Below are 14,352 nucleotides of genomic sequence, written 5' to 3'. Positions count from 1 at the left end.
AGACCATGGACGTGGTCCGGATGGTGCTGGCCGGCCAGGTGCAGCGCGAGCTGGTCGGCCTGCTCAACGAGCACGGCCCGTTCGCGGTCGGCATGTCCGGCCTCGACCGGGGTCTCGTCGTAGCCGCGGAGGTCGACGAAGAGGGCGGCGGAGTAGTGGCCCTCGCCGAGCAGCGCGTGGCCGGCGGCGAGCGCGAGGGTGGTCTTGCCGATGCCGCCGAGGCCGGTGACCGTCACCGTCGACGGGCCGTCCGGGGCCAGCAGGGCGCGGAGTTCGGCGAGGTCCTGGTCGCGTCCGGTGAAGGCGGAGGTGACCGGCGGCAGCCCCGCGATCGTGGGCGGGCGCGCGGTGACCGTGACGTGCGCCGTGTCCGCCTGGACGACCGGGGCGTGGAACGTCCCCCCGCGAATGCTGTTGTGCACCCCGTGAGCGTAGTCGCCCGCCCCTCGTGCGCCTGCTGTGCGCCGGTGGTTCTGTGGAACGCTTCCGGGACAGACCAGGCGAGTTGGGGAGTTTGCATGCAGCACGGGCACACCGATCCGTCGCTCTACCGTTCGGCCGCCGAGGCGATCGCCGCCCCGCCGGAGAGGCTGGCGTACGTGGCCGGGTTCGACCGGTCGGGGCGGCGGCCGGACGCGTTGCTGAGCGTCGACACCGATCCGGACTCGGCGAGCTACGGGAAGGTCCTGAACTTCGCCGAACTCCCCACGCTCGGCGACGAGTTGCACCACTTCGGCTGGAACGCCTGCTCAAGCGCCCTCGCCCACGCCTGCCACGAGAACCCGGAGCGGCGCTACCTGCTGCTGCCGGGGCTGCGCTCCTCCCGGCTGCACGTCATGGACACCTACCCCGACCCGGTCCGCCCGCGGCTGGTCAAGACGGTGGAGGCGAAGGAGCTCGCCGCCAAGGCGGGCTACTCGCGCCCGCACACCCTGCACTGCGGCCCCGACGGCGTCTTCCTGTCCTGCCTGGGCGGCGCCGAGGGCAACGACGGCCCGGGCGGGGTGGCGCTGCTCGACCACACCACCTTCGAGGTGCTGCGCGCCTGGGAGACCGAGCGCGGGCCGCAGCACTTCGCCTACGACGTCTGGTGGCACCTGGGCACCAACGTGGGCATCACCAGCGAGTGGGGCACCCCGTCGATGGTCGAGGGCGGGGTGGTGCCGGAGCTCCTGCTCGGGCGCAAGTACGGCCACGCGCTGCACTTCTGGGAGCTGGACTCCGGCCGCCACCTCCAGCGGGTGGACCTCGGCGACCAGTACCAGATGGTGCTGGAGCTGCGCCCGGCGCACGACCCGCAGGCGGAGTGGGGGTTCGCCGGGGTGGTCACCAACGTCGAGGACCTGTCCTCCTCGGTCTGGCTCTGGTACCGGGACGGGCCGGCGTTCACCGCGCGCAAGGTGATCGAGATCCCCGCCGAGCCGGCCGCGGCCGAGGACCTGCCGCCCGCGCTGCGGCCGTTCGGCGCGGTGCCACCGCTGGTCACCGACATCAACCTGTCGGTGGACGACCGCTGGCTGTACGTGTCGGCCTGGGGCACCGGCGAGCTGTTCCAGTACGACGTCTCGGACCCGTTCCACCCCCGGCTGGCCGGCTCGGTGCGGCTCGGCGGGATCACCGCCCGCACCCCGCACCCGGCCGAGCCCGGCCGTCCGCTGAGCGGGGCGCCGCAGATGGTGGAGATCAGCCGGGACGGCCGGCGGGTCTACCTCACCAACTCGCTCTACGGCGCCTGGGACGACCAGTTCTACCCGGACGGCATCGAGCCCTGGATGGTCAAGCTGGACGCCGACCCGGAGGCCGGCGGGCTGAGCGTCGACGAGCGCTTCTTCCCGCACGGCGCCGACTTCCGGGGCCTACGCGTCCACCAGACCCACCTGGCGGGCGGCGACGCCTCCTCCGACTCCTACTGCTTCCGCTGAGCGGTCGTCACCAGCTGAGCCGACCCGACCGGACGGGCGGGCGTCACCGGTCAGGCGGGCGTCACCGGAACAGCGCCTGGTCGAACCGCACCTGCGCCGACGGCAGCCCCGCCGCCGTCAGCCGGGTGCGGACGGAGCCGACCATGCCGGCCGGCCCGGTGACGCAGGCCAGGTGCTCGCGCCAGTCCCCCGCCATCGCGACGGCGTCGGCGAATTCGCCGACGGTGACCGGGGTGACGGTCAACCACGGCTTGTGCAGGCCGAGTTCGGACAGCGACTGCCAGTCGTAGAGGTCCCGGCGGTCCCGGGCGCCGACGAACAGGTGGACCCGGCGGCCGGTCGGCCGGTGGGCGGTCTGCTGCTCGATGATCGCCTTCATCGGGGCGAGGCCGGTGCCGCCCGCGACCAGCAGCAGGTCGCGGGCGTCGCCGTCGGGCAGCAGGCTGCCGCGCGGCGGGCCGAGGCGCAGCCGGTCGCCGATGCCGGTGTGCTCGACCAGGGCGGCGCTGACCCCGCCGGGGGCGGTGCGGCGGACGTGGAACTCCAGCTCGTTGTCGGCGCGCGGGGCGCAGCCCATCGAGTACTGCCGCCAGGTGTGCGGCAGCGCCGGGTGCTCGACGGTGCCGTACTGCCCGGCCCGGTACGGGTACGGTTCGCCGGTGCGCACCCGCAGCACGGCGAGGTCGGGGCGGCGGCGCTCGTGGCCGGTCACCACGGCGTGCCAGTACGGGGGTTCGGTGAGCGCGGAGTCGGCGCCGGCCACCATCGCGCCGACGGCGAAGCGCAGCATCCGCACCCAGGCACCCTCCAGCTCCTCCGTCCAGCGCTCGCCGGCCCGGTGCCGGACGGCCGCGCACAGGGCCTCCTCGAAGGCCTCGTAGTGCACCGGCCGGACGCCCAGTTTCCTGTGGTCGCGGCCGAGTTGGCGGAGCGTCCGCTCCAGTTCGGCCGACCGGTCGAGGTGGTCGATCAGATGGTGGAAGATCCGTTCCAGGTGGAGCTGCTGGAACTCCATCGAGGCGGGGAAGAGCGGTCGCAGGTACGGGCGGTGGCTGAACATCACCGCGTAGAGGTGGTCGATCAGGTCCGCGAGCGGGGAGATCAGGTCGAGGTCGCGCCGGATGACGTGCTGGTCAGCGGCGCCGTCGTAGCCGCCCTCCTCCCCGTACGCGTTGCACCCGAGGTCGCCGCCGGCCGAGGTGGAGGGGGCGAGGAGTTGGCGTCGCAGGCGCATCGCGTGATGGCGGGCGATCAGGCGGTCGTACTCGGCGGTGGCGGTGGCGGTGCCAGTGCTCATGCTGCTGCTGTTGTCCATGTCCCGCCCAGTGAACTGCCGGGCCGCCGGACACGAGAAGGGCCGATCGCCCCGGAGAGACCCGGGACCAACGACCCCTTGCGGTGGTACGTCCGGACCGGGACGCTTTTCGGCCACAGCGCGCACGGACCCCCACCGCGCGCACGCACCCCCACCGCGCACGGGCCCCATCGCGCGCACGTCCCCCCGGAACGGGCGGGCCCCATCGCGCGCACGCACCCCCGAAACCGGCGGGCAGGACGGAAGGGTGCCCCGCGCCCCGGTGCTCTCCTACCACCAGGACCCGGGGCACCGCCGTCGTCAGACTCCTGCCCGGCGCGCCTCCCGGCGCTCCAGCCGCCGCTGCTGGCCCTGGCGCAGCGGCTGGTCGGGCAGCCACCCGAAGGTGAGACAGGCACCGACCACCCCGAGCAGCATCCCGATCACGAAGCCGCCCAGGTTGGAGGTGACCCAGCTGGCCAGCGAGGCCAGCACGGCGAGGATGGAGTAGAACAGCCGCTGCGCCGGGTTGAACAGGATCAGCAGGCCGCACAGCAGCATCACCGCGGGCACCAGGTACCCGGCCAGCCCCTGCATCCCGATGTGCAGGATGACGGGCAGCGGGGCCTTCAGGGTGAACAGGACCTCGGCGCCGCCGAGTGTCACCAGCAGCCCGCCCCAGAACGGTCGCCGGCCCCGCCAGTCGCGTGTGACCGGGCGTGCGGCGGGCTCGGCGACGGGGGCCGCCACGGCCTGGGCGGGCGCGGCCGCCGTCCCCTCGGCGGCCACCCCCTCGGCCCGTGCCGCGGTGCCCTCGCCGGTGCCGGCCGGCTCCGGTACGGACTCCGCCATGCTCAGCAGCCCGTGGAGCTGAAGCTCAGCCGCAGGTTCGGCAGTTTGAACCCGACGGCGGTGCTCGCATAGTTGTGCTGGTTCAGGTGGGTCAGCGTGACGTGGTCGGCCTGCTGGCCGAACACGCCGGGGTTGCCCTTCCCGACCGGGCCGGCCTTGGTGTACGTGCTCGCGTCGCCGCCGATCTCGATGTTCTTGAACTCCGCGTCGCCCGACAGCATGTCGGAGTCGGTGGTGAGGTCGGAGGCGGTGACGGGGGTGCCGCCGTCGCCCGCGTGGATCACCAGGTTGATGCCGCCGAGGTCGACGCTCTGGCACAGGTTGGTGATCTCGGCCTTCTTGATCGCCGACACCGCGACCAGCACCTGGCCGCCGGTGGAGCCCGCGTTGGGGCTGTCGGGGATCATCGAGTCCAGCGAGCCGAACTGGGCGAAGCCCTCGCCGTCCAGCTTGTCGGCGGTGATGGTGAACGGCATGCCGGAGATGGAGAACTGGGCGGCGAGCACGCCCTGGGCGGTGAGCGCCATCAGGACGCCACCGGCCGCGATGGCCGGTACGGCCATCAGGGCGCTGCGCTTCAGCCGGACCCGTCCTCTTCTCGGCCCGCTCGGCGTCTGCGGGGTCTCGGCCGCCGTGGCGGCGTCCTCGGACATGGCCATGTGTGTGCTCCCTGTGGGTGGAATGGGTGTGCAGGCACTTGGCACGTTGTCCTGGCGCGGACAGCGTTCCCCGGCCCGACCGGGCTGTCCGCCCCTCGGCAGCGGGGCGGACCGGTCGGCGCCGGTAGGTAACTGGGAAGCTACTGCCCGGTATTGGCCGGGTCAATACAGGTGCACGAAGGATCTTCACCAATCCGCGACCCGCTTCGGCCAGTCCCGCACCCCCAGCCGCTCGGCCGCTTCCGCCGGGCCGAGGAAGGGCGACAGGCAGAACAGGCTCAACAGCGGCAGGAGCTCCAGTAGTTGTTCGGTCCGGCCGGAGTCGATCCGCCGGTAGATCGCGCTGTAGACGCCGCCGACCACGGCGTCCACCATCTCCTTCGACCCGACCCCGCCCGGAAGTTGGGGCACCTCGGCGAAGAACGAGCGGAACCTGGTCAGCAGTTGGGCCCGCTCCCGGCGGCCGGCCGGACCGACCGCCTCGATCTCGATCACCGCCATCGTGGCGAACGCCGGTGTCCCCGCCAGCAGTTGCAGCATCACGCCGAGCGCCTTCCGGATGCCCCGGCACCAGTCGGATTCGGCCGCGAAGGCGGCCGCCATCCGCCGGATCACCACACCGGTGCCGTGCCGGTGCGCGGCCAGGAAGGCGTCCTCCTTGCCGTTGAACAGCTCGTAGAAGACCGGCCTGGTCACGCCCGCCGCGCGGCAGATGTCGCTGATCGTCGCGTGCTGGTAGCCGCGCTCGGCGACGGTCCGCACCAGCCCGTCCAGGAGTCGATCGCGCTGGGTCGCGGCGACCACGCCGGCGGGCAGTCGGCGCGGGCCCGGCTTGATCGAGCGGGCCGGATCGCGGCCGGTCCGGGCACCCGGCAGCAGGACCACGTCGGCTCCGCGGAGGTGTTTCCGATCCATCACCAACTCCTGTGTCCTGTATTGACATTGATGGAACACCGGGTTTACAACACTGACAGGTTTCCAACCGGTGGGCCAGCAGGCGCCCACCGGCCGGACCTCCGGGGGCTCCGCGGACCGGGGCGAAAGCCCGGGCCACGGGACCACGGCGGGGACGGGACCGCGACGGTGGCAGTCGTCGAGGGCCCCGACGGCACCGCACGTCCCCGACCGAACGGCGCGGTGCCGCGGTGTTCCACGCCGCCGTCCGTACGCAAGGCCACACGCAAGGCCGCACCGCAGCTCCACCGCACCGCCGTACCACCGCAGTTCCATCGCAGTTCCACCGCACCGCCGTACGCCCACCCTCGCGTACGTCCGCACCGCCGTACCGCACGGACGGGCCCGTGGCGCCGGGCCCGCCCGCCCTCGGCATGGGCCGAGGCATCCGGTGTGAAGACCGGAGCGCGGCCCGGAGAACGACCCGGGGAACGGTACGAAGTCTCCGGTCCGACGTCTCCGGTGCGAAGCCTCCGGCACCCGTCACGCCCCTCCCCCGTCGTGCACACCACCACACCCGCACGCCGGGTTTCCCCCACCCCCGTCCACCGGACGGAGAGAGGTACCCTCATGCGCATCAGCCGCACCCTCGCCACCGCCGCCCTGGCCGCACTCGCCCTCACCGGCGCGGCCGTGACCCCCGCCCAGGCCGCCGGCGCGGTCCTGACCACCGGAAGTCCGAGCGGCCCGGACGTCGCCGTCGGCGACGTGCTGACCGCCAACCTGGTCTCCGGCACCACCGCGAACTTCAACAACAGCGCCACCGGGTCGACCGGCGTCAAGTGTGCCGCCTCCTCCTTCTCGGCGACCGTCACCGCCAACCCGGCCGCGCCGGGCAGCGCCGTCGAGCGGCTCGACACCCAGACCTTCGGCTCCTGCACCTCCAACGTCATCGGTGTCACCGGCGTCAAGAGCGTCACGGTCACCAGCCTGCCGTTCACCAACACGGTCAGCGACGCCCCTGGCAACCCGGTCAAGCTCACCCCCGGCGCGGCCGGCGTGATGGGCACCACCGTGGTGCTCAACACCATCCTGGGCAGCATCAGCTGCAACTACCAGAACAGCACCGGGATCAACGGCACCACCTCGAACACCGGCAACACCATCGGTTTCGCCGGCCAGCCGTTCGCCCTGGTGTCCGGGCCGAGCCTGTGCTTCTCGACGGGCTACTTCAGCGCCACCTACGGCCCGGTGCTCGACAGCTCCGTCGCCGGCAGCCCGGCGCTCTTCGTCAACTGACGCCGGGGCCCCCACGGCCCGTCCTGACGACGGCGGCGTACGGCACCCTCACCGGGCCGTACGCCGCTGCGCCGGACCGTCCCCGAACCGGAACGCCCGCCCCCGACCCCGGACGCCCGCCCCCGAGACAGCGAAGTGACCGGCCGGTAGGGTGGCGCCGCACGGAGACGGCGAACCGGAACGGGGCAGGCGGATGAGCGACGACGGCGGGCACGGCACGGGCTTCTTCACCTCGGTGGCGGACGCCGCCGAGCAGTTGGCCGCCACCGGCTACCTGGCCTCCACCTCCGTGGCCACCACCGTCTTCCTCGCCGACCGGCTCGGCAAGCCGCTGCTGGTCGAGGGCCCGGCCGGGGTCGGCAAGACCGAACTCGCCAAGGCGGTGGCCGCGATCGGCCGCGCCCGGCTGGTCCGGCTCCAGTGCTACGAGGGCATCGACGAGGCCCGCGCGCTCTACGAGTGGAACCACGCCAAGCAGCTGCTGCGGATCACCGCCGGCCGCGACGAGGGCTGGCAGGAGGCCCGCACCGACATCTTCGGCGAGGAGTTCCTGCTCGCCCGCCCGCTGCTCACCGCGATCCGCGGCGAGGAGCCGACCGTGCTGCTGATCGACGAGATGGACAAGGCCGACGTCGAGGTGGAGGCGCTGCTGCTGGAGGTGCTCAGCGACTTCCAGGTCACCGTCCCCGAGCTGGGCACCATCACCGCCGAGCGCCGCCCCTTCGTGCTGCTCACCTCGAACGCCACCCGCGAGCTCTCCGAGGCGCTGCGCCGCCGCTGCCTCTTCCTCCACCTCGACTACCCCGAGGCCGAGTTGGAGCGCCGGATCGTCCGGCTCAAGGTGCCCGGACTGGACGAGACGCTGGCCGAGTCGCTGGTCCGGGTGGTCGGCGCGCTGCGCGCGATGGAGCTGCGCAAGGCCCCGTCCGTCGCCGAGACCATCGACTGGGCCCGCACCCTGCTGGCACTCGGCGCCGCCACCCTGGACGAGACGGTCGTCCGGGACACCCTCGGCGTGATCCTCAAGCACCAGGACGACGTCCGCAAGGCCGCCCAGAAGCTCACCCTCGCATGACGACGCCCCGGGAGGCCGACACCGCCGCCCGCCTCACCGGCCTGGTCCGCGCCCTGCGCGGGCACGGCCTGCGGATCGGCCCGGCCGAGACGGTGGACGCGGCCGCCGTCCTGGACGTCCTCGGCTTCGCCGACCGCGAGCAGATGCGGGCCGGCCTGGCCGCCGCCCTGCTCCGCTCGGAGGCCCAACGGACCGTCTACGACGCCGCCTTCGACCTGTTCTTCCCGCTCGGTGTCGGCACCCCGGAGGCCGTCCGGGCCGACCCGCCGCCCGTCCCCGACGACCCCGAGCCGCCGCGCTTCGGCCGCCCCGACCCGCTGCGCGAGCAGCTGCGCGAGCGCCTCGCCGCCGCGCTGGCCGCCGACGACCGCGCCGCCCAGGCCCGGCTGGCCGGCGAGCTGATCGAGGCCTTCGGCCGGTACGGCACCGGAGGCTCCCCCGGCAGCGGGGGCTCCCCCGGCTCCGGCGGCTGGTCCGCCCAGCAGGCGCTCGGCCGGCTCGCCCCCGAGACGCTGCTCGCCCGCGTCCTCGCCGCTCTGCGCGAGCGGCCCGGCGCCCGGGACCCCGCCGACCGGGACCTCTCCGACCGGGTGCTCGCCGACGAGATCCGCCGCCGCATCCGGGACTTCCGCGCCATGGCCGCCGGCGAGGCCCGCCGCCGGGTCGCCGAGCTGCGCGGCCCCGAGCGGATCGCCGAACGCGCTGTCGCCCCCACCGCCGACCGGGTCGACTTCCTCTACGCCGGCCACGACCAGCTCGCCGAACTGCGCCGCACCGTCCACCCGTTGGCCCGCAAGCTGGCCACCCGGCTGGCCGCCCGGCGCCGGCGCGCCGCCCGCGGCGAGATCGACCTGCGCCGCACCCTGCGCCGCTCGCTGGGCACCGGCGGGGTGCCGCTGCGCCCCGCGTACCGGCGGCGCCGCCCGGCCCGCCCGGAGCTGGTGCTGCTGTGCGACGTCTCCGGCTCGGTGGCGGGCTTCGCCGACTTCACCATGCTGCTGGTGCAGGCGATGGGCGAACAGTTCAGCAAGGTCCGGGTGTTCGCCTTCGTCAACCGCACCGCCGAGGTGACCGGCCTGCTGCGCGGCGGCGACGACCCGGCACGCCTGGCCGCCCGGATCCTCGCCGAGGCCGAGGTCACGGGCTACCACGGCAACAGCGACTACGGCTCCGCACTCGGGGAGTTCGCCGAGCGGCACCTGGACGCCGTCGGCCCGCGCACCTGCGTGCTGGTCCTCGGCGACGCCAGGAACAACCACCGCGACCCCAACCCGGACGCGCTGCGCCGGATCGCCGCCCGGGCCCGCCGGGTGTTCTGGCTCAACCCCGAACAGCCCTCGCTCTGGCCGACCGGCGACTCCGCCGCCCTCGTCTACGCGGGCGTGGTGGAGATGCACTCCTGCCGCAACGCCCGCCGCCTCGGCGAGCTGATCGCCCGCCTCCTGCCGGTCTGACACCGGGCGCGGCCCCCGAGGCCGCGCCCGGTGCCCCGGCCGGCTACTTGTCCAGGTGCGCCAGGAAGTCCAGCAGAGCCTCGGTGACCTCGGCCGGGCGCTCCTGCTGCGTCCAGTGGCCGGTGTCCGGCAGCCGGACGTGCCGGTGCAGCCGGGGCGTCAGGTGCGTCAGCAGGTACTGGACCGCCTCCGGCGCGATCATCGCGTTCACCAGGTCCCGCTCGCCGACCACGAACAGCGCGGGCACGTCGATCCGCTGGCCGACGAACGCCGTCATCAGCTCACTGTTCCGGTCGATGTTGCGGTACCAGTTGAGGCCCCCGGTGAAGGCGTGCTCGCCGTGCCGGGCGTAGTCGGCGGCGAACACGTCGAGGTCCTCGTCGGTGAGCCAGTCCGGCAGGCTCTCCGGCTCCGGGACGGTGTCCAGCAGCTTCTTTCCCTCGGGGACGATCCACGGTCGCGGCTCGCCGTCGGGCTGGATGCCGCAGAGGATGCGGCGCAGGCTGGACTTGACATCGGCCGCCAGCTCGGCGTCGGCGCGGCCCGGCTCCTGGAAGTAGATCTGGTAGAAGCCCTCGCCGAAGTTCTCCCGGGCCGCGGACAGGGTGCCGGGCCCGGCCGGCAGCGGCGGCACGCTCAGCCCGGCCACCCCGCGCACCAGGTCCGGCCGCAGCGCCGCGGCGGCCCAGGCCACCGGCGCGCCCCAGTCGTGCCCGACCACGACGGCCTTCTCCTCGCCGAGCGCGGCGATCAGCGCCGTCACGTCGCCGACCAGGTGCAGCAGGGTGTAGGCGTCGATCCGCTCGGGCTGCTCGCTGCGGGCGTACCCGCGCTGGTCCGGCGCGACGACCCGGTAGCCGGCCTCGGCGAGCGGCGCGAACTGGTGGCGCCAGGAGTACCAGCTCTCCGGGAAGCCGTGCAGCAGCAGGACCAGCGGCCCCTCGCCCTGCTCCGCGTAGTGCAGCCGTACGCCGTTCACCACGACCTCGCCGTGCTTGATCGCGTCGTTCAACTCGCAACTCCCCATCCGGTGACAACATCCGGTGACAACATCCGTTCACTCCCGACCCTGCCCAGTCGGCCGCCCCCGGAACCCCGGCCGCCGAACGCGGCCGAGGCCGCCCCGGAACCCCGGGACGGCCTCGGCCTGACGTCGGCTGACGTGGCGTCAGTTCACGGTGTAGCTGTACGGGATCGCCGCGAGCACCGAACCGGTGGTGTTCAGGGCGTTGTTGGCGGTGGCCACGCCGGTCGGGCCGGACACCAGGTACAGCACGCCCTTGACGGTGCTGCCCTTCGGGCCGGTCGGGGTCAGCGTCACCTGGAGCGTGCCGGTGGCGCCGGGGGCGACGGTCACCGGGGTGGCGGCCGCGGCCGAGGCGTTCACCGAGGCGGCGTACGGGTCACCGGTGCTGGAGGTCAGCGCCGGGTCGAAGGCCTGGGTGTGCGCGGTGGCCGTGATGGTGGAGGTGCCGGCCGGCGCGCCGCCGGTGCCGAACGGGCCGATCTGCTGGACGAAGGTGCTCCAGGTGCCGGGGACGACCGGCTGCTCGGCGGTGCCGTTGTCGGTGACGACCGAGACGGTGGAGCCGTCCTGGGCCTTCTTCAGGTCGCCGAACAGGTCCGGCGAGCCGGTGGTGGCGCTCAGCTCGATCTGCGCCGGCGTCGAGGACGCCGCCACGGCCTTGAGCCGGTCGGTGCCCGGCGGCACCAGGAAGGACGGCACTGCGGAGCTGAGGCTCAGCGGCAGGGTGACGGTCGCCGAGGTGCCCTGCGGCACCAGCGGCACGTCCACCCGGCGGTCCAGCCGGCCGTCGGCCGCGATCCGCTGGGTCGCGACGGTGTTGTTGGTGTAGTTCACCTGGACGGTGACCGGCTTGCCGGCCGCCAGCTTGCTGCGGGCGTCGTTGGGCAGACCGGCCGCGGTGGCCTGGTTCTGGTTGAACGCGATGGTGCCGGTGAAGTCCTGGGCGAGCTCCTGGCCGCTGACCGGGCCGAGCACGTTCAGGACGAACCGCCAGCGGCCGGCGGCCGGGTTGACGGCGGTGGCCGAGACGCCGTTGCCGGTGCCCGCCAGGTTGCCCTGGGCGTCGAACTGCCCGTTGCCCTCGATGTCGACCGGGGTGCCGTTCGGGCTGATCAGCGCGCCCTGCATGAGCAGCTTCGGGTCCTTGCCGACGGTCAGGCCGACCCGCAGGTCCTTCTGGCCCTTCGGGACGTCGAAGGCGTACGAGAAGCTCTGCGTCGGCGAGGCGCTGCGGCCGTTGCCACCGGTGATGGTGCCGGTGAAGGTGCCCTTGCCCTGGTTGACCGGGACGAGGCTGCGCAGCACGACCGGGACGCTGGTGGTGTTGCCGTTGGAGCCGGAGACCAGGACGGCCTCGCTGGAGTCGCCGCTGGTGGCCGGGGTGGTGAGCTGGACCTTGAGGGTCTTGGTCTGGCCCGGCTTCAGGTCGGTGGTGCCGGGGCTCACGGCGCCGGCCGGCACCGCGCGCTGGGTGGCGGTGCCGAGCTCGACGGCGCCGTTGTAGCCGGCCTGGCCGGCCGGGGTGTAGAGGACGGCGGTCCACTCGCCGGCCACCGGGTGCGGGACGTCCACCAGGCCGAAGTTGGCCGGGGTGGCGCCGCCCTGCGGACGGGTGTTGGTCTCGAAGCGGCCCGAGGGGTCGAGCAGCGTCATCCGGACCACCGGCCCGTTGGTGACCGGGTTGGGCGCGCCCTGCCAGGCGATCGAGGCCGCGAGGCGGTCGGCGCCGGCCGGGACGGTGAACTTGACCTGCTTCTGCACCCAGTCCGCGCCGTTGGTCGCGTACTTGAAGGTGTCCTTCGAGGACGGGTCCAGCTGGACGGTCTGCCGGTTGCTCGACTGCGGCGCGAAGCCGCGGGTCGTGGCGCTCACCGTCTGGGTGCTGTCACTGGTGTTGGTGACGGACACGTCGGCGGTGTGGGTCGAGCCGGGGGCGCCGGCGATGTCGACCTGGCCGGTGTTGACCACGACGGTCTTCGCACCGTCGGTGCCGTCCCCGTCGTCGTAGCCGCGGGCGGCCTCGACGGCGGCGCGGACGTTCAGCAGGCCGGCGCCCTGCTCCTCGGCCGGCACGCCGAGGTCGGTGGCGGTGCCGGTGAGGAACTTCTTCACCAGCGCCGGGGCGGGCGAGTCGCCGCCGTGGGTGTCGCGGTAGGCCTGGATGACCAGGGCCGCGGCGCCGGTGACGAACGGGGCCGACTGGCTGGTGCCGCCGAACGGCTGGATCGGCGAGGGCTGCCCGTTGTAGCCCGTGCAGTCCGTGTACTTGCTGGTGTCGGGCGTGCACAGCGCCCAGTCCGACTCGCCCGGCGCGACCAGGTCGACGGTCCGGCCGGCCTGGGTGAAGCCGCCCGAGGAGAGCGCGGAGATGCGGCTGTTGCTCCAGGTCTTGTTGGAGAACTGGGAGGCCGCGTAACCGGTCTGCTGGTAGTTCTGGTTGTCCGTCGAGGCGCCGACCGCGATCACGGACGGGTCGGTGGCCGGGGTGCCGATCGTGCCGCTGAGGCCGGCGTCACCGGTGGAGACCGCGACCGTGACACCGGCCTTGACGGCCTGCTCGTTGAAGAGCGAGATGGTGTCGTGCGCGCCGCTGTCCGGGGTGACGTTGCCGCCGAAGGACTCGTTCAGCACGTCCACGTGGGCGACCCGCACCGCGTAGTCGATCGACTGGAGGATCGACGAGTTGGACATCATCTCGCCGCCGGCCTTCAGCGCGACCAGGTCGGCGTCCGGGGCGAGGCCGCGGATGCGGATGTTGCAGCCGGCCGGCAGCGGGTGCGAGGAGTTGACGAACTTGGAGACGTCGTAGACCTGGCGGCCCTGGGCGATGACCGCCGAGGCGTCGCCGAAGGCCTCGGCCGCGCCGGTCGGCGCGTCCCAGCCGTCGCCCGCGAAGTCCTGGTAGTCGACCACGGCGTGCGAGCCGTCGGCCCGGATGAAGTCCGGGTTGTTCGGGTCGAGGCCGTCCGCGATGTAGGCGACCTTGACGCCCTTGCCGGTGGCGAGGTCCTCCACGCCGGGCTTGCCGTTGCCGGTGACGGCCCGGGTCGAGTAGAGGCCCTCGGGCTCCAGCAGCGGCTTGGCCGGGTCGGCGGGGCAGACCGTGTTGGTCGCGTTCTCCTCCGCCCCCTGGCCGTTACTGCCCGAAACGGCCTGCGGAGCGGCGTCGGCCTTGGGCGCCTTGGCGGCGGCGGTGTCCTTGGCCGCCTTCGCCTTGGCGGCGGCCGGCGGGGCGACCTGGACCTGGGCGTCCGCCACCACGGAGGAGACGGCCGGGTCGGCCTGGAGCTGGGCCCGCAGGGCGGGGCTGACCGTGGCCGAGAAGGCGTTGCCGACCACGAAACTCTTGATATCGGTGCCGCCGCCGGCCTTGACCTTGTTCAGCAGCGGCGCCTGTGCGTCGGCGGTCTTCTGCTGCCGGGCGCCGAGGTGGCCGTGGTCGGCCGGGGCGTCCGCGATCTGGTCCTTCATGATGACGATCACCGGCACCGGGGACCCGTCCGTGGACGCCGCCTGGGCGTTCTGCGGTTCGGGGGCCGGGGCCGCGGTCGCGATGGTCCCGAGGCTCAGGACCATGGACGCGGCGGTCACCGTGACGGCGGCCGCTAGCTGGGTTTTCCGCCAGCCGATCATATAAATCCTCTCGTCAGATGGACAGCTGACGCATTCCAACGCACCTGAGAGGATCACGACAAGGGGGTAAATCCCCATCAGAAAGTAAAGTTGACCATCAATCAGTAAAATTCGGAGAGGAAATCGGGTCGAATCCGCATCTTTCAGCCGATCGGCCCTTACCGGATCCGGACGGCCGGCACGCGAGAGCCCCGGCGGACTCCCTTCCCACGCCGCCGCCCGGCGAAACGGCCGCCACGGCGC

The 14,352-nt window shown here is 73.2% G+C and carries 10 protein-coding genes and 1 pseudogene; 5 read left to right on the top strand and 6 right to left on the bottom strand.

Features of this window, described 5'->3' with window-relative positions; all coding sequences use genetic code 11:
• A pseudogene (locus ACWDCZ_RS10530) lies at positions 1-125 on the top strand (acetylglutamate kinase); the annotation flags it as partial.
• Positions 126-518: 393 nt separating this feature from the next.
• Positions 519-1,922, top strand: coding sequence for a selenium-binding protein SBP56-related protein (locus tag ACWDCZ_RS10525; protein WP_049650674.1), 1,404 nt, complete (start codon positions 519-521; stop codon positions 1,920-1,922).
• 61 nt (positions 1,923-1,983) lie between these two features.
• Here ACWDCZ_RS10525 and ACWDCZ_RS10520 read toward each other — a convergent pair whose 3' ends face one another.
• The 4 genes from ACWDCZ_RS10520 to ACWDCZ_RS10505 form a co-directional block, all read right to left on the bottom strand.
• Positions 1,984-3,219, bottom strand: coding sequence for a globin domain-containing protein (locus tag ACWDCZ_RS10520; RefSeq protein WP_449815735.1), 1,236 nt, complete (start codon positions 3,217-3,219; stop codon positions 1,984-1,986).
• Between the two features lie 318 nt (positions 3,220-3,537).
• Positions 3,538-4,068 (bottom strand): DUF6114 domain-containing protein, encoded by a 531-nt coding sequence (locus tag ACWDCZ_RS10515; RefSeq protein WP_449815734.1) that lies wholly within the window; start codon positions 4,066-4,068, stop codon positions 3,538-3,540.
• 2 nt (positions 4,069-4,070) lie between these two features.
• Positions 4,071-4,727 (bottom strand): DUF6230 family protein, encoded by a 657-nt coding sequence (locus tag ACWDCZ_RS10510; protein WP_049650672.1) that lies wholly within the window; start codon positions 4,725-4,727, stop codon positions 4,071-4,073.
• A 186-nt stretch (positions 4,728-4,913) separates the two neighbouring features.
• Positions 4,914-5,642 carry a TetR/AcrR family transcriptional regulator gene (locus ACWDCZ_RS10505; RefSeq protein ID WP_049650671.1) on the bottom strand — a complete coding sequence of 243 codons (729 nt, stop codon included), beginning with the start codon at positions 5,640-5,642 and terminating at the stop codon, positions 4,914-4,916.
• A gap of 609 nt (positions 5,643-6,251) precedes the next feature.
• On the opposite strand from ACWDCZ_RS10505, the gene ACWDCZ_RS10500 reads away from it, so the two are divergent.
• From ACWDCZ_RS10500 to ACWDCZ_RS10490, 3 genes are all read left to right on the top strand, one after another.
• Positions 6,252-6,920: a hypothetical protein gene (locus ACWDCZ_RS10500; protein WP_049650670.1), complete on the top strand. Its 669-nt coding sequence runs from the start codon at positions 6,252-6,254 to the stop codon at positions 6,918-6,920.
• A 193-nt stretch (positions 6,921-7,113) separates the two neighbouring features.
• Positions 7,114-7,995 (top strand): AAA family ATPase, encoded by an 882-nt coding sequence (locus ACWDCZ_RS10495; RefSeq protein ID WP_380739452.1) that lies wholly within the window; start codon positions 7,114-7,116, stop codon positions 7,993-7,995.
• On the top strand, positions 7,992-9,449 hold the full coding sequence (locus tag ACWDCZ_RS10490) for a VWA domain-containing protein (RefSeq protein ID WP_449815733.1): 1,458 nt from the start codon (positions 7,992-7,994) through the stop codon (positions 9,447-9,449). Before ACWDCZ_RS10495 ends, ACWDCZ_RS10490 begins: the two co-directional genes overlap by 4 nt.
• Positions 9,450-9,492: 43 nt before the next feature.
• Here ACWDCZ_RS10490 and ACWDCZ_RS10485 read toward each other — a convergent pair whose 3' ends face one another.
• Together ACWDCZ_RS10485 and ACWDCZ_RS10480 are read right to left on the bottom strand one after the other, a co-directional pair.
• Positions 9,493-10,461, bottom strand: a complete 969-nt coding sequence (locus ACWDCZ_RS10485) for an alpha/beta fold hydrolase (protein ID WP_259316439.1) — start codon at positions 10,459-10,461, stop codon at positions 9,493-9,495.
• 156 nt (positions 10,462-10,617) lie between these two features.
• Positions 10,618-14,109, bottom strand: a complete 3,492-nt coding sequence (locus ACWDCZ_RS10480; protein WP_049657586.1) for a S8 family serine peptidase — start codon at positions 14,107-14,109, stop codon at positions 10,618-10,620.
• Positions 14,110-14,352 lie beyond the last annotated feature (243 nt).

It is taken from the genome of Kitasatospora sp. NPDC001225, from assembly GCF_053597855.1.
The sequence above is the reverse complement of the archived record's forward strand: the minus strand, read 5'-3'. Positions and strand labels throughout refer to the sequence as shown.

Coding starts and splice junctions, on each gene's coding strand:
- ACWDCZ_RS10525 (WP_049650674.1), top strand. CDS start 519: ATGCAGCACGGGCACACCGATCCGTCGCTCTACCGTTCGGCCGCCGAG.
- ACWDCZ_RS10520 (WP_449815735.1), bottom strand. CDS start 3,219: ATGAGCACTGGCACCGCCACCGCCACCGCCGAGTACGACCGCCTGATC.
- ACWDCZ_RS10515 (WP_449815734.1), bottom strand. CDS start 4,068: ATGGCGGAGTCCGTACCGGAGCCGGCCGGCACCGGCGAGGGCACCGCG.
- ACWDCZ_RS10510 (WP_049650672.1), bottom strand. CDS start 4,727: ATGGCCATGTCCGAGGACGCCGCCACGGCGGCCGAGACCCCGCAGACG.
- ACWDCZ_RS10505 (WP_049650671.1), bottom strand. CDS start 5,642: ATGGATCGGAAACACCTCCGCGGAGCCGACGTGGTCCTGCTGCCGGGT.
- ACWDCZ_RS10500 (WP_049650670.1), top strand. CDS start 6,252: ATGCGCATCAGCCGCACCCTCGCCACCGCCGCCCTGGCCGCACTCGCC.
- ACWDCZ_RS10495 (WP_380739452.1), top strand. CDS start 7,114: ATGAGCGACGACGGCGGGCACGGCACGGGCTTCTTCACCTCGGTGGCG.
- ACWDCZ_RS10490 (WP_449815733.1), top strand. CDS start 7,992: ATGACGACGCCCCGGGAGGCCGACACCGCCGCCCGCCTCACCGGCCTG.
- ACWDCZ_RS10480 (WP_049657586.1), bottom strand. CDS start 14,109: ATGATCGGCTGGCGGAAAACCCAGCTAGCGGCCGCCGTCACGGTGACC.